Origin of the sequence: Arthrobacter echini (assembly GCF_008107445.1) — a bacterium.
Classification (GTDB): domain Bacteria; phylum Actinomycetota; class Actinomycetes; order Actinomycetales; family Micrococcaceae; genus Arthrobacter_D; species Arthrobacter_D echini_A.
Genome location: NZ_VSLD01000003.1, coordinates 300,738 through 324,811 on the forward strand (window position 1 = coordinate 300,738; position 24,074 = coordinate 324,811).

The 24,074-nt window shown below is 69.5% G+C and carries 19 protein-coding genes; 8 read left to right on the plus strand and 11 right to left on the minus strand.

The window, feature by feature from the left end; all coding sequences use genetic code 11:
• Window positions 1–22: 22 nt before the first annotated feature.
• Window positions 23–3,619 (plus strand): transcription-repair coupling factor, encoded by a 3,597-nt coding sequence (gene mfd / locus FQ377_RS08380; protein WP_148600787.1) that lies wholly within the window; start codon window positions 23–25, stop codon window positions 3,617–3,619.
• Between the two features lie 137 nt (window positions 3,620–3,756).
• On the opposite strand, the gene FQ377_RS08385 is transcribed toward mfd, so the two are convergent.
• The 4 genes from FQ377_RS08385 to FQ377_RS08400 all read right to left on the minus strand — a co-directional run bounded on the left by FQ377_RS08385 (window position 3,757) and on the right by FQ377_RS08400 (window position 7,445).
• A complete protein-coding gene (locus tag FQ377_RS08385) occupies window positions 3,757–4,044 on the minus strand; it encodes a DUF2207 domain-containing protein (RefSeq protein ID WP_148600788.1) in 288 nt (95 codons plus the stop codon).
• Window positions 4,045–4,079: 35 nt separating this feature from the next.
• Window positions 4,080–4,760: a deoxyribose-phosphate aldolase gene (deoC, locus tag FQ377_RS08390; protein WP_148600789.1), complete on the minus strand. Its 681-nt coding sequence runs from the start codon at window positions 4,758–4,760 to the stop codon at window positions 4,080–4,082.
• A gap of 74 nt (window positions 4,761–4,834) precedes the next feature.
• Window positions 4,835–6,577, minus strand: a complete 1,743-nt coding sequence (locus tag FQ377_RS08395; protein WP_148600790.1) for a phospho-sugar mutase — start codon at window positions 6,575–6,577, stop codon at window positions 4,835–4,837.
• Window positions 6,578–6,644: 67 nt separating this feature from the next.
• Entirely contained in the window at window positions 6,645–7,445 is an 801-nt protein-coding gene (locus FQ377_RS08400) for a purine-nucleoside phosphorylase (protein WP_148600791.1), read from the minus strand.
• Window positions 7,446–7,540: 95 nt separating this feature from the next.
• On the opposite strand from FQ377_RS08400, the gene FQ377_RS08405 reads away from it, so the two are divergent.
• On the plus strand, window positions 7,541–8,959 hold the full coding sequence (locus tag FQ377_RS08405; RefSeq protein ID WP_148600792.1) for an NAD(P)H-quinone dehydrogenase: 1,419 nt from the start codon (window positions 7,541–7,543) through the stop codon (window positions 8,957–8,959).
• 165 nt (window positions 8,960–9,124) lie between these two features.
• On the plus strand, window positions 9,125–10,537 hold the full coding sequence (locus FQ377_RS08410) for an MFS transporter (protein WP_148600793.1): 1,413 nt from the start codon (window positions 9,125–9,127) through the stop codon (window positions 10,535–10,537).
• A gap of 80 nt (window positions 10,538–10,617) precedes the next feature.
• Here the strand turns inward: FQ377_RS08410 and FQ377_RS08415 are convergent, their stop codons facing one another.
• From FQ377_RS08415 to FQ377_RS08435, 5 genes are all read right to left on the minus strand, one after another.
• Complete coding sequence (locus FQ377_RS08415) at window positions 10,618–12,441, minus strand: acetyl/propionyl/methylcrotonyl-CoA carboxylase subunit alpha (RefSeq protein WP_148600794.1); 1,824 nt, start codon at window positions 12,439–12,441, stop codon at window positions 10,618–10,620.
• A 107-nt stretch (window positions 12,442–12,548) separates the two neighbouring features.
• A complete protein-coding gene (locus tag FQ377_RS08420; RefSeq protein ID WP_148600795.1) occupies window positions 12,549–13,181 on the minus strand; it encodes a Maf family protein in 633 nt (210 codons plus the stop codon).
• 90 nt (window positions 13,182–13,271) lie between these two features.
• Window positions 13,272–13,832: an AMIN-like domain-containing (lipo)protein gene (locus FQ377_RS08425; protein WP_148600796.1), complete on the minus strand. Its 561-nt coding sequence runs from the start codon at window positions 13,830–13,832 to the stop codon at window positions 13,272–13,274.
• A gap of 135 nt (window positions 13,833–13,967) precedes the next feature.
• A complete protein-coding gene (locus FQ377_RS08430; protein WP_395858475.1) occupies window positions 13,968–15,377 on the minus strand; it encodes a dicarboxylate/amino acid:cation symporter in 1,410 nt (469 codons plus the stop codon).
• A 161-nt stretch (window positions 15,378–15,538) separates the two neighbouring features.
• On the minus strand, window positions 15,539–17,254 hold the full coding sequence (locus FQ377_RS08435; RefSeq protein WP_262364351.1) for a DUF885 domain-containing protein: 1,716 nt from the start codon (window positions 17,252–17,254) through the stop codon (window positions 15,539–15,541).
• A gap of 116 nt (window positions 17,255–17,370) precedes the next feature.
• On the opposite strand from FQ377_RS08435, the gene FQ377_RS08440 reads away from it, so the two are divergent.
• On the plus strand, window positions 17,371–17,796 hold the full coding sequence (locus FQ377_RS08440) for a hotdog fold thioesterase (RefSeq protein WP_316245917.1): 426 nt from the start codon (window positions 17,371–17,373) through the stop codon (window positions 17,794–17,796).
• Window positions 17,797–17,798: 2 nt separating this feature from the next.
• Here the strand turns inward: FQ377_RS08440 and FQ377_RS08445 are convergent, their stop codons facing one another.
• Both FQ377_RS08445 and FQ377_RS08450 read right to left on the minus strand, forming a co-directional pair.
• On the minus strand, window positions 17,799–18,023 hold the full coding sequence (locus tag FQ377_RS08445) for an acyl-CoA carboxylase subunit epsilon (protein WP_148600973.1): 225 nt from the start codon (window positions 18,021–18,023) through the stop codon (window positions 17,799–17,801).
• A 2-nt stretch (window positions 18,024–18,025) separates the two neighbouring features.
• The gene (locus FQ377_RS08450) at window positions 18,026–19,609 is read right to left on the minus strand and encodes an acyl-CoA carboxylase subunit beta (protein ID WP_148600974.1); all 1,584 of its coding nucleotides are present in this window, start codon (window positions 19,607–19,609) and stop codon (window positions 18,026–18,028) included.
• Between the two features lie 231 nt (window positions 19,610–19,840).
• Here FQ377_RS08450 and FQ377_RS08455 point away from each other — a divergent pair, with 231 nt between their 5' ends.
• From FQ377_RS08455 to FQ377_RS08470, 4 genes are read left to right on the plus strand one after another with little or no spacing between them, the layout of a single operon-like run.
• On the plus strand, window positions 19,841–20,707 hold the full coding sequence (locus FQ377_RS08455) for an SDR family oxidoreductase (protein ID WP_148600799.1): 867 nt from the start codon (window positions 19,841–19,843) through the stop codon (window positions 20,705–20,707).
• Window positions 20,708–20,743: 36 nt separating this feature from the next.
• Entirely contained in the window at window positions 20,744–21,715 is a 972-nt protein-coding gene (locus tag FQ377_RS08460; RefSeq protein WP_262364352.1) for a biotin--[acetyl-CoA-carboxylase] ligase, read from the plus strand.
• 9 nt (window positions 21,716–21,724) lie between these two features.
• On the plus strand, window positions 21,725–22,315 hold the full coding sequence (locus tag FQ377_RS08465; RefSeq protein WP_187393301.1) for a PH domain-containing protein: 591 nt from the start codon (window positions 21,725–21,727) through the stop codon (window positions 22,313–22,315).
• A 2-nt stretch (window positions 22,316–22,317) separates the two neighbouring features.
• The gene (locus FQ377_RS08470; RefSeq protein WP_395858476.1) at window positions 22,318–23,625 is read left to right on the plus strand and encodes an adenylate/guanylate cyclase domain-containing protein; all 1,308 of its coding nucleotides are present in this window, start codon (window positions 22,318–22,320) and stop codon (window positions 23,623–23,625) included.
• Window positions 23,626–24,074 lie beyond the last annotated feature (449 nt).

Below are 24,074 nucleotides of genomic sequence, written 5' to 3' on the forward strand. Positions count from 1 at the left end.
CCATGCCTGAGGAGTCCAGTAGATGAGCCTGAACGGATTGCGCGCCGCGCTCGCCGAGGACGCGTCCTACGCGCGTGTCCGCACCAACGCGTCCCGACCGGTGGACCAGCGCAGTGCGGACCTCCAGATCGGGGCGCCGGCCGGGATGCGTGCTCCGCTGATCATCGAGCTGATCGAAGGTATGGCGGAGCTCGCACCGGCGGACGACGGATCCGCCCCGCCCGTCGTCCTCGCGATCACCGCGACCGGCCGTGAGGCCGAGGACCTGTCCGCGGCGCTGCGCAGCTATCTGCCCGACTCCTCCATCGAGGAGTTCCCGAGCTGGGAGACGCTGCCGCACGAGCGGCTCTCGCCCCGCTCGGACACCGTGGGTCGGCGCCTGTCCGTCCTGCGGCGGCTCGCCCACCCGGAGGGCACGCCGATCAGGGTCATCACAGCGCCCGTCCGCGCCGTCGTCCAGCCGCTCGTCGCGGGTCTCGGGGAGCTCGAGCCCGTCTCGCTGAAGGTCGGGGATGAGGTGGCATTCTCCGCCGTCGTGCAGGCCCTCGCGGACGCGGCCTACGCTCGCGTGGACATGGTGACGCACCGCGGCGAATTCGCCGTCCGCGGCGGCATCATCGACGTCTTCCCACCCACAGAGGACCACCCCGTCCGGATCGACTTCTTCGGTGACGAGGTGGACCAGATGCGCTGGTTCGCCGTCGCCGACCAGCGCTCCCTGACCTCGGGGGAGCCGCCCGCCGCACTCTACGCCCCGCCGTGCCGGGAGATCCTCATCACGCCCGCCGTCATGTCCCGGGCCGCGAAGCTGCGCACCGAACTCCCTGCGGCCGCGGACATGCTGGAGAAGATCGCCGGCGGCATCGCCGTCGAGGGCATGGAATCGCTCGCGCCGGTGCTGGTCGACTCCTTGGTCCCGTTCGCGGATCAGCTGCCGCCAGGATCGATCGCCGTCGTCATCGAGCCCGAGAAGGTGCGTTCGCGCGCGCACGACCTCGCGGCCACGAACGAGGAATTCCTGGCCGCCGCGTGGTCCACGGCGTCCGACGGAGGCGCGGCACCGCTCGACCTCGGGGAAGGACTGGGACTCGATCTGCGGGAGGCCAGCTTCCGCTCGCTCACCGACACGCGGGCCACGATGCTCGCCAACTCGATCGCGTGGTGGGGCATCACCTCGTTCGGGGCGGACGAGGAGCTCAGCGACGTCGACAGCTTCACCTTGCGGGCACGGGAGCCACGCGGCTACCAGGGCGATGTGGCCGAGATGATGGACTTCATCGGGAGCAGGGTACGGGACCAGTGGCGCGTCGTGGTGGCCACCGAGGGGCCAGGGCCGGCAAAGCGCCTCGCCGAACTGTTCCGGGACAGCGACATCCCCTCGCGCATCGTGGACTCCCTGGAGGGTTCCCCGCAGCCGGGCATCATCGAGATCACGACGGCATGTGCCGGCCGGGGATTCGTGGTGGACGGGCTCCGCATGGGACTGCTGACGGAGGCGGACCTGCTCGGGCGCACGAGCGCCTCGGGGACGCGCGACATGCGCAGGATGCCCTCCCGGCGACGGAACGCGGTCGATCCGCTGCAGCTCAAGGACGGCGACTTTGTGGTCCACGAGCAGCACGGGGTGGCGAGATTCGTCGAGCTGATGCAGCGCTCCACCGGCGCCGGTCCCACCCGGACCACGCGGGAGTACCTCGTGCTCGAATATGCACCCTCGAAGCGTGGGGCGCCCGGCGACCGCCTCTTCGTGCCCACCGATCAGCTGGACCAGGTGACGCGCTATGTCGGCGGTGACGCACCGGCACTGAGCAAGATGGGCGGTTCGGACTGGAGCAAGACGAAGAGCCACGCACGCAAGGCCGTCAAGGAGATCGCCGGCGAGCTGATCCGGCTCTACTCGGCCCGCATGGCCTCCCGTGGTCACGCCTTCGGCGCCGACACGCCGTGGCAGCGCGAGCTCGAGGAGGCTTTCCCCTACGTGGAGACACCCGATCAGCTCACCACCATCAACGAGGTCAAGGCCGACATGGAGCGAGAGGTGCCGATGGACCGGCTCGTCTCCGGCGACGTCGGCTACGGCAAGACGGAGATCGCGGTGCGCGCCGCCTTCAAGGCGGTGCAGGACGGCAAGCAGGTCGCCGTGCTCGTGCCCACCACACTCCTGGTGCAGCAGCATTTCGAGACGTTCTCCGAACGGTTCTCCGGGTTCCCCGTCAATGTCCGGGCGCTGTCGCGCTTCCAGACAGCGAAGGAATCGCGCGAGACCGGTGAGGGCCTTTCCTCCGGGGCGGTCGACGTCGTGATCGGGACGCACCGCCTGCTCTCCAAGGAGGTCGCCTTCAAGGATCTGGGCCTCGTGATCGTCGACGAGGAGCAGCGCTTCGGCGTGGAGCACAAGGAAGCGCTCAAGAAGATGCGCACCAACGTGGACGTCCTGGCCATGAGTGCCACACCGATCCCGCGGACGCTCGAGATGTCGCTGACGGGGATCCGCGAGACCTCGACGCTGGCCACTCCGCCCGAGGAGCGCCACCCGGTGCTCACCTACGTGGGTCCGTACACGCACAAGCAGGCCTCCGCCGCCATCCGGAGGGAGCTGATGCGCGAGGGGCAGGTGTTCTTCGTGCACAACCGGGTCTCGTCGATCGACCGCACCGCCGCCCAGTTGCGGGAGCTGGTACCGGAGGCGCGCATCGCCGTGGCGCACGGGCAGATGACGGAGTCCCGGCTCGAACAGATCATCGTGGACTTCTGGGAGAAGCGCTTCGACGTGCTGGTCTGCACCACCATCATCGAGACCGGGCTGGACATCTCCAACGCCAACACGCTGATCGTGGACCGCGCCGACTCCTACGGGCTCTCGCAGCTCCATCAGCTGCGCGGGCGGGTGGGACGCGGGCGGGAGCGTGCGTACGCCTACTTCCTCTACCCGTCGGAGAAGCCGCTGGGTGAGGTGGCGCTGGAGCGCCTGAAGGCGGTCGCCGCGCACAACGAGCTCGGTGCCGGCATGCAGCTGGCCCTGAAGGATCTTGAGATCCGTGGCGCGGGGAACATGCTGGGCGGGGAGCAGTCGGGGCACATCCAGGGCGTCGGCTTCGATCTCTACATCCGGCTGGTCGGAGAGGCCGTCGCGTCCTTCCGGGGGGAGGCGGAGGAGAAGGCTGCGGAGATGAAGATCGAACTGCCCGTCAATGCGCATCTGCCGCACGACTACGTGCCGGGGGAGAGGCTCCGCCTCGAGGCCTACCGCAAGCTGGCCTCGGCCGTGACGGACGAGGCGATCGACGCGGTGGTCGCCGAGCTGAAGGACCGTTACGGCGAGCCTCCGGCGGCGGTGGACAATCTCATCGCGGTCGCCCGCTTCCGGGTAGCCGCCCGGGCGCTCGGTCTGACGGACGTGGCGCTGCAGGGGAACTTCATCAAGTTCTCGCCGGCGGAGCTGCCGGAGTCCAAGCAACTCAGGCTAGCCCGCCTGTATCCCGGTGCGACGATCAAGCCGGCGCTCAATGCGGTGCTCGTACCGAAGCCGAAGACCGCGCGGATCGGCGGGCGGGACCTCGTGGACGCCGACATCCTGGCGTGGGCCGGTACTGTGCTCGACGCCGTCTTCACGCCCTGACTCTCGGGCTCCGGTCCTCTGGGTCGGAGCCCGACAGGAACGAAGCCTGCCCGACACCAGAAGGAGGCCGTCCCGACAGGGACGGCCTCCTTCCGTGGTGCGCGGCGCTCGGGCGCCGGATCAGCTCCCCGGGAGCCTCAGGAGCTGACGCCCGCTGAGGTCTCCTTCGCATCGCTCTGCTTGCCCTCGGCCAGATCGTAGCCCGTGTCGGCCCGACCGATGATGCCCTGCGGGATGAAGAACGCGATGAACGCGAGAACGACGAGCGCGCCCATGGGCCAGATGTTCTGCGGCGTGAACCAGGTCAGCAGGTAGACGCCCAGCACGAACATGCCGAACATGAGCACGAAGACGACGATGTTCTCGACGAGGTGGCCCTTGCCCGCATGCTCGGGCTCCCGCTCGACGGCTGCTTCGTGTGACATCTGCTCTCCTTGATTCGACTGGTTCGGGGTGCTGCTCAGTACTCTGCTGTGCCCTGCTCACCACTAACGATAGCGACTCCCGAGCTCGCACCGATACGTGTGGCTCCGGCCTCGATCATGGCGCGGGCGTCGGCGAGCGAGCGGACGCCCCCGGAAGCCTTGACTCCGATGTCCGGGCCCACCGTCCGGCGCATCAGCGCAACATCCTCGACGGTGGCTCCACCCCCGTTGAAGCCCGTGGAGGTCTTCACGAAATCCGCCCCGGCCTCGACCGCAGCCTCGCAGGCAAGGATCTTCTGGTCGTCGGTGAGCAGTACGGTCTCGATGATCACCTTGAGCACGGCGTCCTGCTCGTGGACGGCCTCGGCCACGGCGCGGATGTCCTGGACGAGGGCATCCTTCTCACCGGCGCGGGCTGCTGCGATGTCGATGACCATGTCGATCTCGTCGGCGCCGTCGGCGACCGCGCCGCGGGCCTCGAAGACCTTGACCTCGGTGGGGGTGGCGCCGAGCGGGAAGCCGATCACGGAGCAGGTCAGCACCCCGGTGTCCTTCACGACGGTCCGCACGGTGCTGACCCAGAGGGGATTCACGCAGACGGACTTGAACGAGTACTCGACCGCTTCCCGGCACAGCGTGAGGACCTGCTCACGGCTGGCGTCGGGTTTGAGCAGGGTGTGGTCGATATAGGTGGCGAGGGAGGCGTCGTTAGGCATGGGTCCATCCTTCCACGGCGCCGCCCGTGGGTGGACGCCGTGCGGCGCCCCTGCGGTCCTGTGGCGGTCCGCCGTCAGAGGCCGAGGGCTTCCGCGACGTCTCGCTCGACGGCGTCGAGCCGAAGGCGTGCGGTGTCTTTCGTCTGGGCCAGGGCGGCAGCGGATGCGACGGGCTCCACGACCTCGAGATAGCACTTCAGCTTCGGCTCGGTGCCACTGGGCCTGATGATCACGCGGGTCTGATCCCGGGTCAGATAGAGCAGCCCGTCAGTGGGCGGCAGCTGCGCCGACCCATTGGCGAGGTCCTCGGCGAGGTCGACCGGGGACTGCGCGAACGACCGCGGCGGATCCTGTCGCAGGCGGCCCATCATGGTTCCCAGCAGATCGAGCGTGTCCACCCGCACCGAGAGCTGGTCGGAGGCGTGCAGGCCGTGCACCAGATAAGCGTCGTCCAGCAGATCGAACAGCGTGCGTCCTGCGGCCTTCGTCGCCGCGGCGAGTTCGGCCAGCAGCAGTGCGGCGGAGATGCCATCCTTGTCACGCACGAGCTCCGGGGCGACGCAGTAGCCGAGGGCCTCCTCGTAGCCGAACGCGAGGTCATGCACGCGGGCGATCCACTTGAAGCCGGTCAGGGTCGTCGCGTGCTCGATGCCGGAGGCACTGGCGACGCGCTCCAGGAGGCGCGAGGAGACGATCGAATTCGCGAAGACGCCCGTCCCGTCCGCGGCTGCCGTCGCGTCCGCCGGCTCCGTGCGCGCCTGCACCAGGCGCGCCGCCAGGTGCAGGCCGAGCAGCGTCCCCACCTCGTCGCCCCGGAGCATCCGCCATGCGCCGCCGGCGGGCTCGCGGGCAGCGAGTGCCACGCGGTCCGCGTCGGGGTCGTTGGCGATCACGAGGTCGGCGTCGACCCGGGCGGCCGTCTCCAGGGCGAGGTCGAGCGCGCCGGGCTCCTCCGGATTGGGGAAGGCCACGGTGGGGAAGTCCGGATCAGGCTCGGCCTGGGCCTCGACCACGGTGACGTCGTCGAACCCGGCGCTAGCGAGCACTGACAGCGCCGTCCTGCCGCCCACCCCGTGGAGCGGGGTGAGGACGATCCGCAAATCCCGGGCCGTGATCGCCGGGTCGGCGAGGGCCGCCACGGAGGCCACGTACTCGTCCTCGAGGCTCTCGGGCAGCACCGTCCAGCCGTCCGGCGCGAGGTCCACGGACTCCACGGCCGCGATGCGTGCGGCGATCGCGGTGTCGTGGGGGGCGACGATCTGGACCCCGCGTGCGTCCTCCTCGACCGCCCTGCCGCCGAGGTACACCTTGTAGCCGTTGTCCTGCGGCGGGTTGTGGCTCGCCGTGACCATGATGCCCACCTCGCACTCCAGGGCGCGGACGGCGTAGGCGAGCACCGGCGTGGGTAGTTCCCGCGGCAACAGGAAGGTGTCGACGCCGGCAGCCGTGAGGATGGCCGCGGTCTCCTCGGCGAAGATGCGCGAGTTGTGGCGCGCATCGAAGCCGACGACGGCGCGCGGCGCGTAGGCGCCGGCTGCGAGGTCCCGGGCGTGGGCGGCGACACCGGCGGCGGCCCGGCGCACCACCACGCGGTTCATGCGGTTCGGTCCGGCGCCGAGGGCGGCCCGCAGGCCCGCGGTCCCGAAGGCCAGCGGCCCGGAGAATCGGTCGCGGAGGTCCTGCTCCGGTTCCCCGGATGCGCCCGAGCGCACGTCGACCAGGAGTGCCCGGAGTTCCGCCGCAGTGTGCGGATCCGGGTCGTGCTCGGCCCAGGCGTCCGCGGTGACGAGGAGGGTGTGCAGGTCGGGGGTGGTCATGCTGGTCCTTCTCGGTGGGCGACAGCGGCCTGAGCAGCGAAGAGTGGTGGTGTGCGGACCCGGGAGGTCAGAGCGAGCCGACGATATCGGCCAGCAGGCGCGAGATCCGCGGCCCGGCCTGTGTACCGGCCTCGATGACCTCGGCGTGGCTGAGCGGGACCGGGCTGATGCCCGCCGCCAGATTCGTCACCAGCGAGATGCCGAAGACCTCCATTCCGGCGTGGCGGGCGGCAATGGCTTCCAGTGCGGTGGACATCCCCACCAGGTCGGCCCCGATCCGCTGGGCGTAGCGGACCTCGGCAGGAGTCTCGTAGTGCGGGCCGGTGAACTGGGCGTAGACGCCCTCCTCCAGCGTGGGATCCACCCGGCGGGCCACCTCGCGCAGCCGGGCGGAGTAAAGATCGGTCAGATCCACGAAGGTGGCGCCCTCGAGGGGGGAGGTGGCGGTCAGATTGATGTGGTCGCTGATCAGCACGGGGGTGCCGGGCTGCCAGTGCTCCTGCAGCCCACCGCAGCCGTTGGTGAGGATCATCGTCGTCGCGCCGGTGGCGGCGGCGGTCCGCACACCGTGCACCACGGACCGGACCCCCTTGCCCTCGTAGAAGTGGGTCCGGGCTCCCAGCACCAGCGCCCGGGAACCGCCCGGTGTCAGGATGGAACGGACCGTGCCCGTGTGCCCCACGACGGCCGGTGCGGAGAAGCCGGGGATGTCCGCTGCGTCGAGGGTGTGGGTGGTCTCGCCGATCAGCTCCGCGGCCTCGCCCCAGCCGGAGCCGAGGACGAGTGCGGTGTCGTGGTGGTCGATCCCCGTGGCGCGGGCGATGTGGGCGGCGGCGTCGCGCGCCAGCTCGAAAGATTCTGAGGTCACTCCTCCAACGTACCTCCTGTGCCGTCCGGGCACAGGTCACGGCGCGAGGGCGCCTCGTGTGGCCTGCCCGGGCACCGTTTCGGCCTGTCGGTGGCATGCGCGATAATCGGTGCGTGCCTAATCAACTCGATCTCAGCTCACTGCGCCTGACCGTCCTGGGTGGCGGGCCCGGCGGCTACGAGGCCGCCATGGTCGCCGCCTCGCTCGGCGCGAAGGTCACGATCGTGGAGCGCCAGGGACTCGGCGGTTCCGCTGTCCTCACCGACGTCGTCCCGTCGAAGACCCTCATCGCCACCGCGGACACCATGACGCGTTTCACGGATGCGAGCGCTCTCGGTGTGCGGTTCTCCGCCGACAGCAAGGTCGTCGCGGACCTGGACCGGGTCAACCAGCGCCTGCTGAAACTGGCGATGGAGCAGTCCTCGGACATCCGGGCGACCCTCGAGCGCCTCGGCGTCCGGGTGATCATCGGCAGCGGGAAGCTGCTGGACGAGCTCCGGGTGGAGGTCGAGGCGGACGGGGACACCAGCATCGTCGAGGCCGACGCCGTACTCCTCGCCGTCGGCGCAACACCCCGCGAGCTCCCGAGCGCCCAACCCGACGGCGAGCGCATCTTCAACTGGACGCAGCTGTACAACCTGCGCGAGATCCCCGAGCACCTGATCGTCGTCGGCTCCGGCGTCACCGGTGCGGAGTTCGCCAGTGCGTACAACGGCCTCGGCTCGAAGGTCACCCTGGTCTCCAGCCGCGATCGTGTGCTCCCGGGCGAGGATGCCGACGCAGCCGAGGTCCTCGAGGGCGTGTTCAAGGACCGCGGTATGACCGTCCTGTCACGCTCCAGGGCCAGCGCCGTCGAACGCACCGACGACGGCGTGATCGTCGGGCTGGCGGACGGCCGCAGCGTGGAGGGCAGCCACTGCCTCGTGGCGGTCGGGGCCGTCCCGCGCACCGCCGGGATAGGCCTCGAGGAAGCAGGGGTCGAGCTGAGCGAGTCGGGGCACATCCAGGTGGACGGCGTCTCGCGCACCACGGCCTCGAACATCTACGCGGCAGGGGACTGCACGGGGGTCCTGGCCCTCGCCTCCGTCGCCGCGATGCAGGGCAGGATCGCCATCGCCCACCTCATGGGCGACTCGGTGACCCCCATCAAGCTCAAGCAGGTGGCCTCGAACATCTTCACCTCACCGGAGATCGCCACGGTGGGTGTGACGGAGGAGGAGCTCGAATCCGGCCTGTTCCAGGGCGACGTGGTCAAGCTCTCCCTGAACACCAATGCGCGGGCGAAGATGATGAACGTCAAGGACGGCTTCGTGAAGGTGATCTCGCGCAAGGGCTCGGGCACGGTCATCGGTGGTGTCGTCGTCGGGCCGCGGGCGTCCGAGCTCATCTTCCCCCTCGCGCTCGCCGTGACGAAGAAGCTCCACGTGGACGACGTCGCCAATACCTTCACCGTGTACCCCTCGCTCACCGGCTCCATCTCGGAGGCGGCGCGCAGGCTGCACGTGCACCTCTAGCGGAGACCCCGGGCGGGGCAGGCTGAGGTCCGTCATGTGGACATGGCTATCCACATGATGGACACGCATGATCGGATGACAGGGATCATCCGCTGCACCGGTTCCGGACGCTGATGGCCCCGGTGGGCCGCCGGCCCCGGCGCCCCACCACAGAGAGCCCTCGCCATGACGCCTTCGACCTCGGCCGGTCCGAGCGGGACCACCGCACCCCTGAACTCGAGGGGCCGGGTGATCTTCGCCAGTCTCATCGGCACCACCATCGAGTTCTACGACTTCTACATCTACGCCACCGCCGCGGTACTGGTGTTCCCCACCCTGTTCTTCCCGAACCAGACCTCGGCCAATCAGCTCCTGGCCTCCTTCGCCGTCTTCGGCGTCGCCTTCGTGGCCCGGCCGCTCGGGTCCGTCCTGTTCGGCCATTTCGGGGACCGGATCGGCAGGAAAGCCACCCTTGTGGCGTCGCTGCTGACCATGGGCGTGGCCACGTTCCTCATCGGGGTGCTGCCGACCGCGGAAGGGGCGGGCTGGGTGTTCTGGGCGCCGTTCCTCCTGGTGGTGCTGCGGTTCCTGCAGGGACTGGCCCTGGGCGGCGAGTGGAGCGGGGCTGCGCTGCTGGCCACGGAGAACGCCCCTGAGGGCAAACGTGCCATCTTCGGGACTTTCCCGCAGCTCGGCGCACCGATCGGCTTCATCCTCGCGAATCTTCTGTTCGTGCTCCTGAGCACACTCCTGACTCCGGAGGAATTCCTGCAGTGGGGCTGGCGTGTGCCGTTCCTGCTCAGTGCCGTCATGGTCATCGTCGGTCTGTACGTGCGGCTCAAGCTCATCGAGAGCGCCTCCTTCCAGAAGGTCCAGACGACGGGCAGGGTGGTCAAGCTCCCCCTCGGCACGGTGTTCAGCAGCCACTGGCGTCCACTGCTGCTCGGGACGTTCATCATGTTTGCCACCTACGTGCTCTTCTACTTCATGACCGCCTTCACGCTGACCTACGGCACGGCTCCCGCCACCGTCGAGCAGGCCCGCGAGCGCGCGGATGCCGCGGGCAAGGCCTTCGGACAGGAGCAGATCGACAATTTCGTGCCGGGTCTGGGCATGAGCCGCCCCGACTTCCTGTGGATGCTGATCATCGGCGTCGTGTTCTTCGGGATCTTCACGCTGGTGTCCGGTCCGCTGGCCGAGCGCTTCGGGCGGCGCAGGATGCTCCTCGCCACCACGGTCGGCATCGGGATCTTCGGGCTCCTCTGGGCGCCGCTCTTCGGGGCGGGCACCATCGGAGCCATGGCGCTGCTGATCCTCGGGTTCATCCTCATGGGTCTGACCTTCGGCCCCATGGCAGCTGTGCTTCCCGAGCTCTTCCCGGCCAATGTGCGGTACACCGGCTCGGCCGTGGCGTACAACGTCTCGAGCATGATCGGCGCCGCCCCGGCCTCCTTCATCGCTGTGGCGCTGTGGCAGGCGGCCGGCGGCAGCACCGTGCTGGTCGGGGTCTACCTCAGCCTCGCGGCCGTCGCCACCTTCGTCGCCCTGTTCCTGTCCCGCGAGACGCGCGACCACGACTACGAGAACAACGTCTCCTGAGCCGGTTCGGCCGCTGCCACCCGTTCGGTCGGTCGCAGCGGTCGGTCTCCGCGCTCAGATCCTGTGTTCAGGTCCCGGCGTCAGTCGCTGATCGTGGCGATCACGGCGCCGGCGGACACGGTGTCCCCGGGGGCGGCCGTCAGCCCGGTCAGGGTGCCCGCCTTGTGCGCGGTGAGTGGCTGCTCCATCTTCATGGCCTCCAGGACCACAACGAGGTCGCCCTCCGACACCACGTCACCCTCGGCTGCTGCGACCTTCACGATGGTGCCCTGCATCGGCGAGGTGAGCTCGTCACCACCGCCGGTAGCCCTCCCGGCCCGGGCGCGCGGGGACTTCTTCGACTTCTGACCATTGCCGTTCTTGCCGTTCGTCGAGGCACCCAGTCCGGCCGGCAAAGAGACCTCGAGGCGGCGGCCGCCCACTTCGACGGTGATGCGCTGCCGGGGCCCCGGCTCCGCGGAGGGCTCTCCGGGGCCCTTCCATGGTCCGATGGCATTGTGGAACTCCGTCTCGATCCAGCGGGTGTGGACCGAGAACGGACCGGCGGCGGGGGCGAAGGCGGGATCGACGACGACGGCGGTGTGGAAGGGCACCACGGTCGGCATCCCCTCGATCACCAGCTCGGACAGCGCCCGCCGTGCACGCTGGAGCGCGTGCTCCCTCGTGGATCCGGTCACGATGAGCTTGGCGAGCAGCGAGTCGAAGTTGCCGCCGATCACCTCCCCGGCCTCGATCCCCGCGTCCACGCGGACGCCGGGGCCAGTGGGCAGCTGGAGTGTCCGGACGGTTCCCGGGGTCGGGAGGAAGCCCCGACCGGGATCCTCGCCGTTGATGCGGAACTCGAAGGAGTGGCCGCGGACGGCCGGATCCCCGTAGCCGAGCTCCTCGCCGCGAGCGAGCCGGAACTGCTCGCGGACGAGGTCGAGCCCCGTGACCTCCTCGGACACCGGATGCTCCACCTGCAGGCGGGTGTTGACCTCGAGGAACGAGATGGTGCCGTCCTGGCCCACGAGGAACTCGCACGTTCCCGCGCCCTGGTACCCGGCTTCGCGGAGGATGGCCTTCGAGGACTCGTAGAGACGCTCGTTCTGCTCGTCCGTGAGGAAGGGTGCGGGGGCTTCCTCGACGAGCTTCTGGTTGCGGCGCTGGAGGGAGCAGTCCCTCGTGGAGACCACGACGACGTTGCCGTGGGCGTCAGCCAGGCACTGGGTCTCCACATGGCGCGGTGCATCGAGGAACCGCTCCACGAAGCACTCTCCGTTGCCGAAGGCCGCCGTGGCCTCGCGGACGGCGGACTCGAACATCTCAGGGATGTCCTCGATCCTGCGCACCACCTTGATCCCGCGACCGCCGCCCCCGAAGGCGGCCTTGATGGCGATGGGCAGGCCGAATTCTTCCGCGAAGCCGACGACCTCCCCGGCGGAGGAGACGGGATCCTTGGTACCCGGTACCAGGGGCGCGCCGACGAGGGCGGCGATGTGTCGCGCGCGGACCTTGTCGCCCAGCTTCGAGATGGCCTCGGGGGAGGGGCCGATCCAGGTGAGGCCCGCGTCGATGACGCGCTGGGCGAACTCCGCGTTCTCGGACAGGAAACCGTAGCCGGGATGGATGGCGTCGGCACCACCGTGCCGGGCGGCCTGGAGGATCCTGTCCATGACCAGGTAGGACTCCGCCGCGGTGTTCCCTCCGAGCGCGAAGGCCTCGTCGGCCATGCGGACGTGCAGGGCATCGCGATCAGGGTCCGCATACACGGCGACGGAGGTGATCCCTTCGTCGCGGGCGGCCCGGATCACGCGGACCGCGATCTCCCCGCGGTTCGCGACGAGGACCTTCGTCACCGGATGGTGCGGCGTAGTGCCGGTCGTGGCAGGTGATCCGGATGGGGTGCGCGGGGCTTGGTTCATGGGGCGGGGACTCCTTCTTCTCCGTTGGGAGCCTAGACCGGTTTTGTCGGTTCCACCCATGAATCGTGCCGCATGGAAGTGTCTGGTGCTGTTCCGTTGTAGGGAAGCTACAACAGAGCGGCGGGGGACCAGAGCTCGGTGATCGAGATGCCGAGGGAGCCCAGGAGACCCCGCAGGGTCGAGATACTGAGTCCGACGACGGCGTGGGGGTCGCCGTCCACGCGCTCGACGAAGGCTCCTCCCAGACCGTCGATGGTGAAGGACCCGGCGCAGTGCAGGGGCTCACCGGTGGCGACGTAGGCGCCGATCTCCGCAGCGGTCATCCTGGTGAAGGTCACGCGCGCGGAGGCCACGGCTCCGAGGGTGCCACCGCTTCCGCCCCGACGTGTGTCGATGAGCCAGTGGCCCGTGTGCAGGATGCCCGAGCGGCCCTGCATCCGGGTGATCCGTTCGATCGCGACCTCGGGTTCGTAGGGCTTGCCATGGGCTTCGCCGTCGAACTCGAAGACGGAGTCGCACCCGATCACGAGTCCGTCCCCGGCGTCGTCGAGCGCTGCGACGGCTTCGGCCTTCGCGCGCGCAAGGAGCAGGGCGGTGTCGTGCGGATCGATCGCACCGTAGGAGGCGACGACGGCCGGTTCGTCCACCGCGGACATCACCACGTCATGGCGGATCCCGGCCTCGGTGAGGAGCCTGGTGCGGGCCGGGGACTTGGAGGCGAGGATCAGGCGAGCCGTCATGGACCAAGCCTAGGCGCAGGGAGCAGGCATCGGTGTCCGGCGGTCAGGGGCGTGCCCGGTCCCGTCAGGACGGGACCGGGCACGGATCCTTCACCAGTAGTGCGCGACGTCGATCACCACCCTCGAGCCGTTCCCGGGGCCGGGCAGGACGAAGACGCGGACGGGAAGTCGCCCGCGGACGCCCAGGCCGATGGTCGTCTGTCCCTCGAAGCTCCCCGCGAGTGCCACCTGCCGGAAGGTGGAGTAACCCGCCGTATCGACGAGCTCGTTCCGGTTGGACGGGGAGTAGGTCGCCCGGCCCGAACCGTCATAGGCCGGTGCCATGACCGTGACCGAGAGGCGTGCGCCGCCGCGCAGCGGAACCACGGAGCCGGAGCCGGGTCGGGTGACCTGGTCCACATAGGCCACGCGGTACCCGGAGACGGGCCCGCGCGCATCGATGACCATGCGGTCGAAGCAGCCGTGGCGGCCGGAGCGGACGTCGGTGACCGGGGCGGAGGAGTAGCTGGGGGCGGCCTTGACGGTCGATCCCCACGTGATGCCGCAGTAAGCGGCGGACGCCGGGGGTGCCCCTGCGAGGCCGAGGCCTGCAGTGAGGGCGAGGGCGGCGAGAGTGGCGGAGAGTTTCCCCGTCAAGCGCGTTTGGTTCATGTCGCACCACCTTGTCGAACTGGATAGGTGCCACTATGATGCGCTCGCCGCAAGGCAAAAGCGCCGCCGTTCGGCGATCGGCGCCGAATCGTTAGCGTCGGAGGACGGTGCGGTGGGGCCGAGACTGTGTTCCGGTCAGCGGGCCGGCATGGCCATACTTTCAGCCGGGACGGCGTCCACGGGCCCGGTCGTGCCGCTGTCGTCGACGAACGGGTCACCTGTCCGCTCAGCGTTGTAGAGCGCAAGATCCAGCAGCCCCTCGCGCCGGGCCACGATCGTGGGGACGAGGGCCTGGCCGGCGACGTTCACGGCCGTGCGGCCCATGTCGAGGATCGGGTCGACCGCCAGCAGCAGGCCCACACCGGCCAGGGGCAGGCCGAGGGTGGAGAGGGTCAGGGTGAGCATCACGACCGCGCCGGTGGTGCCGGCGGTCGCCGCAGACCCGAGCACGGAGACGAGCACGATGAGCAGGTACTGCGTGAGGTCCAGCTCGATGCCGAAGAACTGTGCCACGAAGATCGCGGCGACGGCCGGGTAGATGGCCGCGCAGCCGTCCATCTTCGTCGTCGCTCCGAGGGGCACGGCGAACGATGCGTACGCGCGGGGGACGCCGAGATTGCGCTCCGTGACGCGCTGGGTGAGTGGCAGGGTGCCCACGGAGGAGCGCGAGACGAAGGCCAGCTGGATGGCGGGCCAGGCGCCGGAGAAGTACTGCCTGACCGACAGCCCATGGGTCTTGATGAGGACGGGGTAGACCACGAACAGGACGAGGGCGAGGCCCACGTAGATGGCCAGCGTGAACTTCCCGAGGGATCCGATGGTGTCCCAGCCGTACACGGCCACGGCATTGCCGATCAGGCCGACGGTGCCGAGCGGAGCGATGCGGATGATCCACCAGAGGACCTTCTGGATCACGGCGAGGGCCGAGGCGTTGAAGACGAGGAACGCCTCGGCCGGTGGGCCCACCTTGAGCGCGGCGATCCCGACGGCAGCGGCGACCACGAGCACCTGCAGCACGTTGAAGTTCAGCGCGGTGGCGACAGCGCCCGTATCGGCGACGGTCGAGGACGCCTGGAGGCCGAGGACGTTCGCGGGGATCAGTCCGGTGAGGAAGGCCCACCAGCTGCCGGTGTTGCCCGTGTACTCGTCGGGCTGAGCGGCTCCTGTGCCGGCGCCGGGCTGGAAGACCAGCCCGAGTCCGATGCCGATGACCACGGCGATCAGGGCCGTGATGGCGAACCACAGCAGCGTCCGGCCCGCGAGCCGCGCGGCGTTGGTGACGGCGCGGAGATTGGCGATGGAGCTGACCACGGCGGTGAAGATCAGAGGCACGACGGCGGTGCGCAGGAGGGCTACATAGCTCGAACCCAGCGTGGCGAGGGTTGTGCCGAGCCCGTTCGGCGCCTCCGCGGTGTGGCCGGTGTATTTCGCCAGCAGGCCCAGGGCCACTCCGACGAGGAGGGCAGCGATGATCTGCGGTCCGAAGGAGGTGACCCAGCGGGGTAGCCTGCGCCGGGTGGAGGAAGGGCTGTTTTCGGTAGACACGCCCAGAACACTAGGGCCCGGTGCGCAGCTGGTCGAAGGCGGGGTTGCGAAATATTACGGGCGTGGTTGTGGACGTCGTCGAGGGTGCTGCGGCGGATCCGCGCAGGGACGGGCGCACACGGGCGGACGGAGAATATTCCCCGTCCGCCTGTGATGAACCTCTACGTCGCCGGGACGAGTGCGCGGCGCAGGGTGTCGAGGCCGACCGAGCCGAGATTCAGGGCCCGCGTGTGGAAGGCACGGAGGTCGAAGGCCTCACCCTCGGACGTCCTGACCTCGTCGCGGATCTGCTCCCAGAGCCGCTGCCCGATCTTGTAGGCGGGAGCCTGCCCGGGCCAGCCGAGATAGCGCGTGTACTCGAAGTCCAGCTGCCCCTCGCTGATGGCCAGATTCTGCTGCAGGAACACGTAGCCCTTCTCCGCCGTCCAGGTCCCGGTGCCCCAGCGCTCGGGGATCTCGAGCTCGAGGTGCACACCGATGTCGAAGACCACGCGGGCCGCGCGCATGCGCTGGGCGTCCAGCATGCCGAGGCGGTCCCCCGGGTCGGAGAGGAAGCCCAGCTCCTGCATGAGCCGCTCCGCGTACAGGGCCCAGCCCTCACCCTGTCCCGAGACCCAGATGCCGTTGCGGCGCCAGGGGTTGAGCAGGGCGCGCTGGAAGACCGCCGTCGCGATCTGCAGGTGGTGCCCGGGGACGCCCTCGTGGTAGACGGTGGTGGTCTCCTTCCAGGTGGTGAAGGAGTCCTCGCCCTCCGGGACCGACCACCACATGCGGCCCGGCCGGGAGAAGTCGTCGCTCGGCCCCGTGTAGTAGATGCCGCCCTCACTGGTCGGCGCGATCCGGCATTCGACGCGCCGCATCACGTCCGGGATGTCGAAGTGGACCCCGGCCATGGCATCGATCGCGGTGTCCGAGAGCTCCTGCATCCATGCCTGCAGCGCCTCGGTCCCGTGCAGTTGACGTGCGGGATCCGCGTCGAGGAGGGCCATCGCCTCCTCGATCGTGGCACCCGGGCGGATCTCGTCCGCAACCGCTTCCTGCTCGGCGATGACCCGGTCGAGTTCCTCGACGCCCCACCGGTAGGTCTCCTCGAGATCGACGCCGGAGCCGAGGAAGAGGCGGGACGTGAGGGCGTAGTGCTCCCTCCCCACGGCATCCTGCTCGGGTGCGGCGGGCAGGAGCTCCTCGCCCAGGAACGTGGCCAGGGAGCGGTATGCGGTCCGGGCGGCGTCGGCCCCGGCCCGGAGCTGCTGGGTGAGCGATTCCGGGAGGACGCCGTCGTCCGTGCTCGTGGTGCTGCCGAGGGAGTCGAAGAACCCGCCGTCCTCCACGTACTTGCCGGCCTGTTCCATCACGATGGACACCTGGCGGCGGGCCGCAACGCGTCCGCGCTCGCGGCCCGCTCGCAGCGAGGAGATGTACCCGTCGATCGCGTCGGGCACGTTCGCGAGGCGTCCGGCGATATGGCTCCAGTCCTCGGCGGTGGCTGTCGGCATGAGGTCGAAGATGGCGCGGATGCTCTGGGCCGGGCAGGCGATGTTGTTCAGGTCGGCGTAGTCGAGCCCCGCCTCGTGGATCTCGACGTCGAGGCCCAGGCGTTCCCGCATCGCGTCGAGGGTCACGGTGTCGACGTCGTCGGCCGGTGTCAGGTCCTCGAGGAGGAGAAGGGTCTCGCGTGCCGCTTCCGCGAGGGCCTCGAGCCCGGCGGGGGAGTAGTCGCGGTACTCCGTCTCGTGGCCGGGCAGTCCCAGCTGGGTGGCGTAGTCGGGCAGCAGCCGGAGCAGGGTCTCGTAGTACGAGGTGGCGACGGCGTCGATGGCGGTGGACTGCCGGGCCGGAGCGGAGGGCAGGGCGGAGTCGTCAGTGGTATGGGTCACGGTCAGAGCCTAGTGGCATACGGTTGCCGGAGGCTACCGATCGGGTGGCGGGTCGGTAGCGTGGGCCCCAGGTCCTGCACCCGCAGCCCCGCACCCTGCCGATGAGGAGTACACCCGTGCCACAGATCGACCAGCAGTCCCAGGCCCATCCGATCCTCGCCGCGGATCACATGTCGGAGTGGATGGGCATCGTGGTCGAGGAGTCGACGGCCGAGGCGGCGCGGATCTCCCTGCGGTTGAGGAAGGAGATGGTGAACGGCTTCGGCATCGCCCACGGCGGCATCATCTTCGCGTTCGCCGACACCTGCTTCGCCCTGGCGTGCAACGATCCTGCCGGTGATCCGGCCGTCATCACGGTGGCCTCGGGCGCGGACATCAATTTCGTGGCTCCCGCCCGGCAGGGCGAGACGCTCACCGCGGTCGGCGCCCTGGTGTCGCGGACCGGCAGGAGCGGCGTCTACGACGTCCGTGTCACCGTCGGTGACAGGGTCGTCGCCGAGTTCCGCGGCCGCAGCCGGACCATCGCTCGTCCCGCGACGTGAGCTCAGCGGCCGCTGCGCCGCCAGGACGCAGGCCCGGGTCTCGGACCGAGGGAGAGCAGTGCGCGGCGCACCCATGAGCGGCCCGGCGCCGGATCGCCGGTCGTCGGGGGTGTTCCCTGCAGGGCGATGACGACGGCGGTGAGGGCGGCGAGCTCCTCGGCGGTCGGGGAGCCCGCCACCACCGAGAAGGTCGCCCGGGAGGATGCGTCGTCCGTGCCCGCCTGCATGCTCACAGCGGGATGTTCCCGTGCTTCTTGGCCGGGTTCGACGCGCGCTTGTCGCGCAGGGCCCGCAGCCCCCGGACAATGTGCAGTCGCGTCTCGGAGGGCGCGATGACGGCGTCGACGTAACCGAGTTCCGCGGCCTGGTAGGGGTTCAGCAGCTCCTCCTCGTACTGCTGCACCACGTCCGCGCGGGCTGCTTCCACGTCCCCGCCGGCGTCGGTCACCTCCTTGAGGTGCCCGCGGTACAGGATGTTCACCGCACCCTGGGCGCCCATGACACCGATCTGCGCCGTGGGCCAGGCCAGGTTCAGATCGGCGCCGAGCTTCTTGGAGCCCATGACGATGTAGGCGCCGCCGTAGGCCTTGCGCGTGATGACGGTCAGCTTGGGCACCGTGGCCTCCGCGTAGGCGTACAGGAGTTTGGCCCCGCGCCGGATGATGCCCTGGAACTCCTGGTCCTTGCCGGGCAGGAAGCCGGGCACGTCGACCAGGGTCAGCAGGGGGATGTTGAAGGCGTCGCAGTGGCGCACGAAGCGCGCGGCCTTCTCGGAGGCATTGATGTCCAGGGTGCCGGCGAACTGCAGCGGCTGGTTCGCCACGATCCCGATGGTGTGCCCCTCGACCCGCGCATAGCCGATGACGAGATTGGGCGCGTACAGGGCCTGCAGCTCGAGGAAGTGACCATCGTCGACGATCGCCCCGATCACCGCGTGCATGTCGTACGGCTGGTTCGCGGCGTCCGGCACGAGCGTGTCGAGGGCGAGGTCCTCCTCGGAAGGCTCCGGTTCCTCCACCCACTCGGTCAGCGGCGCCTCGGCGAGATTGTTCGAGGGGAGGTAGTCGAGCAGTTCCCGGACGAAGCCGACGGCGTCCGCCTCGTCCGTGGCGAGATAGGCCGAGGTGCCGGTGGCCGTGTTGTGCTGGCGGGCCCCACCGAGGGTCTCCATGTCCACGTCCTCGCCGGTCACGGCCTTGATGACATCGGGGCCGGTGATGAACATGTGCGAGGTCTTGTCCACCATCACCACGAAGTCGGTCAGCGCGGGGGAGTAGGCCGCCCCACCGGCGCACGGACCCATGATGAGGGAGATCTGCGGGACCACACCGGAGGCGTGGACGTTGTTGCGGAAGATGTCGGCGAACATGGCCAGGGAGGCCACGCCCTCCTGGATGCGGGCGCCGCCGCCGTCGTTGATGCCGACCACCGGGCAGCCGTTGCGCAGTGCGAACTCCTGGACCTTGACGATCTTCTCGCCGTTGACCTGGCTCAGCGAGCCGCCGTACACGGTGAAGTCCTGGCTGTAGATCGCGATCAGCCGTCCGTCCACCGTCGCGTACCCGGACACCACGCCGTCGCCGAGCGGCTTCTTCTGCTCCATCCCGAAGGCGGTGGAGCGATGCACGGCGAGGGCGTCGAACTCGACGAACGAGTTCTCGTCCACGAGGAGGTCGATGCGCTCGCGGGCGGTGTTCTTGCCCCGCGCATGCTGCTTCTCGATCGCGGCCGGGCCGGAGGGTTCGCGGGAGAGGGCCTCGCGCCTGCGGAAGTCGGCGAGCTTCCCGGCCGTGGTGGTCAGATCGGGCTGCAGGTCCTGGCGCATGGGTACTCCGGTCGGCGGATGGATGGGGCGCCGGTGGGAACTGGAGGATTCCGACAATGTGCAGCGCGTTCGGTCCAGTCTAATGACCCGTTCGGGGTGGCGGGTTGTATGACTCCTACAGTTTCGTCGGGTATCGCTTAGCGGCGGGCCGCTGCCGCGTCCAGGGCAGCCCGGTGGGTCGGAGGAGCATGGCTCCACCCCGCTGCATATGGTGGAGCCATGACAGCTTCCCCCGAGGACCACGAATCCACTCCTGGCGCACCCCGATCGCTCGCAGGGCGCACCGTGCTCATGTCGGGCGGGAGTCGCGGTATCGGGCTGGCGATCGCCCTGCGGGCAGCCCGCGACGGTGCGAACGTGGCCATCATGGCCAAGACCGGTGAGCCCCACCCCAAGCTCGAGGGCACGGTCCACACGGCCGCCGAGCAGATCGAGGCTGCGGGTGGACGGGCGCTGGCGATCGTGGGGGACGTGCGCAACGACGACGACGTCAGGGCCGCCGTCGACACGACCGTCAGCACCTTCGGAGGGATCGACATCGTGGTGAACAACGCCTCCGCGATCGACCTCTCCAAGACCGCCGACGTCGCCATGAAGCGGTACGACCTCATGGCGGACATCAACGTCCGCGGCACCTTCATGCTCAGCAAGTTCTCCCTCGATGCGCTCAAGCGGTCGGGGAATCCCCACATCCTCACCCTGTCGCCGCCGCTGAACCTCGATCCGCACTGGGCCGGGCTGCACCTGGCCTACACCATGGCGAAGTACGGGATGTCCCTGACCACCCTCGGTCTGGCGGAGGAGCTCCGTGAGGACGGGGTGGCGGTGAACTCGCTCTGGCCGGCGACCCTGATCGACACTGCTGCCATCAGGGCCATGCCGGGCGGCGATCGGCTGGTGCAGGCGGCCAGGAGCCCGCGGATCGTCGCGGACGCCGCGCACGCCGTGCTGGTCCGTGGGGCCCGGACCTGCACCGGCAACTTCTTCACCGACGAGCAGATTCTTCGGGAGGAGGGTGTCACCGACCTCACCGGCTACAGCCTCGGCGCCCCGGAGGGCGGGCTCATCCCGGACATCTTCCTCTGACGGTAGGGCGACGCCGGTCCGCCCGGGGCGCCGCGCATGCGGGCCGAGCGCCGGCCGGGCGTCCTTGACGCCGGCGGGGCGACGCCGGTCCGCCCGGCGCAGGCCGAGGCGGATAGGATCGGTGACATGTCCTCCCGCTACTCGAATCTCGAACGCCCGGGCCTGGACGTGGGCGTCCTGAGGGCAGCCGTCTGCATGCCGTCGGGTCCCATTCCCAGGCTCGAGGTCGTGGCGCAGACCGGCTCGACCAATGCGGATCTGGTGCAGCACACGCAGCGGGAGCCCGCCGGATGGCCTGATCTGAGTGTTGTCGCGGCGGAGATGCAGACCGCCGGACGCGGCCGGCTCGATCGCTCCTGGAGCGCCCCGGAGCGGTCGTCGCTGTTCGTCAGCGTGCTCCTGCGACCCGTCAACCGGCAGGGCCGCCCCGTCCCCACCACGTCCTACCCCTGGTTCTCACTCCTGGCGGCGCTGGCCCTGGCCGAGAGCGTCGAGGACCGGACCAAGATCGCTCCGCAGCTCAAATGGCCCAACGACGTCACCGTGGACGGACGCAAGCTCGCCGGTGTGCTCGCCACGTTCGTGCCCGGAGCCGGGGCCGAGCCTCCCGCCGTCGTCGTGGGGGTGGGACTCAACGTCAGCCTCACCGAGGACGAGCTTCCGGTCCCCACCGCGACGAGCCTTTTGCTGGAGTACGCAGGAACCACCGATCGCAACATCCTGCTCAAGTCCTTCCTGCGTACCCTCGCGGATCATTACCGCAGTTTCTGCGACGCCGACGGCGACGCCGCGGCTCCCTGGACGGACGGCCCGGCGCTCCAGGACCGGGTCGGGGCCCGCATGAGCACCCTCGGGCAGGACGTGCGGGCCGAGCTGCCGGGCGGCGGCACACTGAGCGGCCGCGCGCTCTCCCTCGACGCGCGTGGTGCCCTCGTGGTGCGCGACGACGACGGCGAACGGCACACGGTCTCGGCGGGCGACGTCGTGCACCTGCGTCCACTGGTGTAGTCCGTGCGGGTGAATCTCCTGCCGGGCGAGCGCGTGATCGTCCGGACCCGCCCCTCCCTGCTTCCGCTCGCGGGGCCCGTCGTCGGCGGCTTCGTGGTCCTCGCTGCCGGGGGCTTCGGTCTCGGCTACCTCGGCGGCAGGCAGCTGCCGGAGCTGGGTGAATGGCAAGTGGTGCTTCTGCTGCTTGCGATCGCCGTCGTCGTGCTCCTGCTCGTGCTCGTGGTGGTGCGGCCCCTGGTCCGTTGGTCCAGCACCCGCTACGTCCTCACGAGCCTACGGCTCATCCACCGGCGTGGCGCGGGTCGTCGTACCGAGCACGACATCCCCCTGTCGTCCGGCCTGCAGGTGCGGACGGAGCAGAGCCTGCTGCAGCGGTTGACCGGCAGCGGGACGCTCATGGTCGGGGCCCATGCCGCCCATGCGGAACGGTATCGCGACGTACCGCAGGTCAGGCGGTTCAAGGAATACCTGGGCCTGGTGGTCAGCGAGCTCCCATCGATCCACGGCATCGATGGTGTAGACAGGGACAGCGGTCCGCAGTACTCCCGCGAAGGGACCTCCGGCCCGTGGGAGGAATGGCACAGAGGGAGACCTGAGTAATCATGACAGTCGAGGACCGGCACGGATCCGGCGAGCCAGGCCGCTCGGACGGTCCTGCCGTCATGCCTGCGGCCACGTCGCCGTCGGCCCCGCTGCCTACAACCCCACAGCCTACGACCCCGCTGCCCGGACCCGCGCCGGCAGGGCAGGACGGCGGCAGCGCCGTCGGGCAGGGTGGCCAGCCTTCCGCCGGAGCGGCGAAGGAGGTCTGGCAGTTGCATCCTGATATGACCGGCGGCGGCGAGCGGGAGGACGCATCGGCGCCGTTGGAACTCGACCGCGAGACGATCCGCCGGCTCGAACGCGAGCTCCTCGGCGCCGAGCGCACCCTGAGGCGCCGTGACATCGCCGCTGCTGCCGGCGTGTCGCTGCTGTCGGCGCGCAAGCTCTGGCGCGCCATGGGATTTCCCAACATCGGGGACGACGACGTCGCCTTCACGGAGAAGGACCTCGGCGCACTCACCACGATCATCGACATGGTGCGCCAGGAGCAGCTCACCGAGGACGCCGCCATCTCGATCACGCGTGCCGTGGGGCAGATGACGGACCGCATGGTGGTCTGGCAGATCGAGGCGATCGTCGAGGAGATGGTTGCACAGCGTGGCCTGTCGGACTCCGACGCACGCAAGACCCTCGTCACCGAGTTGCCGGACCTGATCGAGCCGCTCGAGAAGACGCTCGTCTATGCATGGCGCCGCCAGATGAACGCGGGAGTACAGCGCCTGGCGCTCCGCGCGGAGTCGGGCCTGCGCTCCAGCGAGGTCGGGCGGGACGGCGACGAGCAGGACGCACCCCTGCCACTGGCGCGCGCTGTGGGCTTCGCGGATCTCGTCTCCTACACGAGCCTGTCGCGTCGGATGAACGAGCGCACCCTCGCCCAGCTGGTGCAGCGCTTCGAGAACAAGAGCTCCGAGATCATCTCCGTGGGCGGCGGCCGGCTCGTCAAGACGATCGGCGACGAGGTCCTGTACATCGCGGAATCTCCCGAAGCCGGGGCGGAGATCTCACTGGCCCTCGCCAAGGCCTTCTCCGACGACGAGTTCCTCCCCTCCGCGCGCTGTTCCCTGGTGTGGGGCCGCGTTCTGTCCCGCCTCGGGGACATCTACGGTCCCACCGTCAACCTCGCTGCACGCTTGACGGCACTCGCCGAGCCGGGGCAGGTGCTCGTCGACTCCGTCACGGCCGCCACGCTCGAGCAGAACGAGAAGTTCGTCCTCACCTTCCACGACGCCCGTAACGTGCGCGGCTTCGGTGAGGTGCGGCCCGCAACGCTGGCGCGCGGGACGGGTTCGGGCCTGATTCTCGACTGAGCAGCCCTTCGTCCCATTGGTCGGCTGTCCGGGGTGGGATCGGGCGTTGGCCCACGGCTCGATCCCACTGGTCGTCGTCGTGGGCTGGGATCGACGCGCGGGGTTGCTCCTTTTCCTCTTTTCGCTCCCACTACTCAGGCCTGAAAGGTGGGACCGGGCACTCCCTCCCACTGGTCGTCGTCGTGGGCTGGGATCGACGCGCAGGGTTGCTCCTTTTCCTCTTTTCGCTCCCACTACGGAGGCCTGAAAGGTGGGACCGGGCACTCGCTCCCACTACTCAGGCCTATCGGTTGGGACCGAAGCTCCCCGTCAGCTCCCTCCCACCGCTCGGCGTCGCAGAATGGGATCGACGCGCAGGGTTCGTCCGCTTCGTCCCTTCGCTCCCACTACGGAGGCCTGAAAGGTGGGACCGGGCACTCGCTCCCACTACGGAGGCCTGAAAGGTGGGA

Excerpts from the sequence above, each read along its gene's own strand:
- mfd (WP_148600787.1), top strand. The coding sequence starts at position 23 with ATGAGCCTGAACGGATTGCGCGCCGCGCTCGCCGAGGACGCGTCCTAC.
- FQ377_RS08385 (WP_148600788.1), bottom strand. The coding sequence starts at position 4,044 with ATGTCACACGAAGCAGCCGTCGAGCGGGAGCCCGAGCATGCGGGCAAG.
- deoC (WP_148600789.1), bottom strand. The coding sequence starts at position 4,760 with ATGCCTAACGACGCCTCCCTCGCCACCTATATCGACCACACCCTGCTC.
- FQ377_RS08395 (WP_148600790.1), bottom strand. The coding sequence starts at position 6,577 with ATGACCACCCCCGACCTGCACACCCTCCTCGTCACCGCGGACGCCTGG.
- FQ377_RS08405 (WP_148600792.1), top strand. The coding sequence starts at position 7,541 with ATGCGCGATAATCGGTGCGTGCCTAATCAACTCGATCTCAGCTCACTG.
- FQ377_RS08410 (WP_148600793.1), top strand. The coding sequence starts at position 9,125 with ATGACGCCTTCGACCTCGGCCGGTCCGAGCGGGACCACCGCACCCCTG.
- FQ377_RS08415 (WP_148600794.1), bottom strand. The coding sequence starts at position 12,441 with ATGAACCAAGCCCCGCGCACCCCATCCGGATCACCTGCCACGACCGGC.
- FQ377_RS08420 (WP_148600795.1), bottom strand. The coding sequence starts at position 13,181 with ATGACGGCTCGCCTGATCCTCGCCTCCAAGTCCCCGGCCCGCACCAGG.
- FQ377_RS08425 (WP_148600796.1), bottom strand. The coding sequence starts at position 13,832 with ATGAACCAAACGCGCTTGACGGGGAAACTCTCCGCCACTCTCGCCGCC.
- FQ377_RS08445 (WP_148600973.1), bottom strand. The coding sequence starts at position 18,023 with ATGCAGGCGGGCACGGACGACGCATCCTCCCGGGCGACCTTCTCGGTG.
- FQ377_RS08455 (WP_148600799.1), top strand. The coding sequence starts at position 19,841 with ATGACAGCTTCCCCCGAGGACCACGAATCCACTCCTGGCGCACCCCGA.
- FQ377_RS08460 (WP_262364352.1), top strand. The coding sequence starts at position 20,744 with ATGCGGGCCGAGCGCCGGCCGGGCGTCCTTGACGCCGGCGGGGCGACG.
- FQ377_RS08470 (WP_395858476.1), top strand. The coding sequence starts at position 22,318 with ATGACAGTCGAGGACCGGCACGGATCCGGCGAGCCAGGCCGCTCGGAC.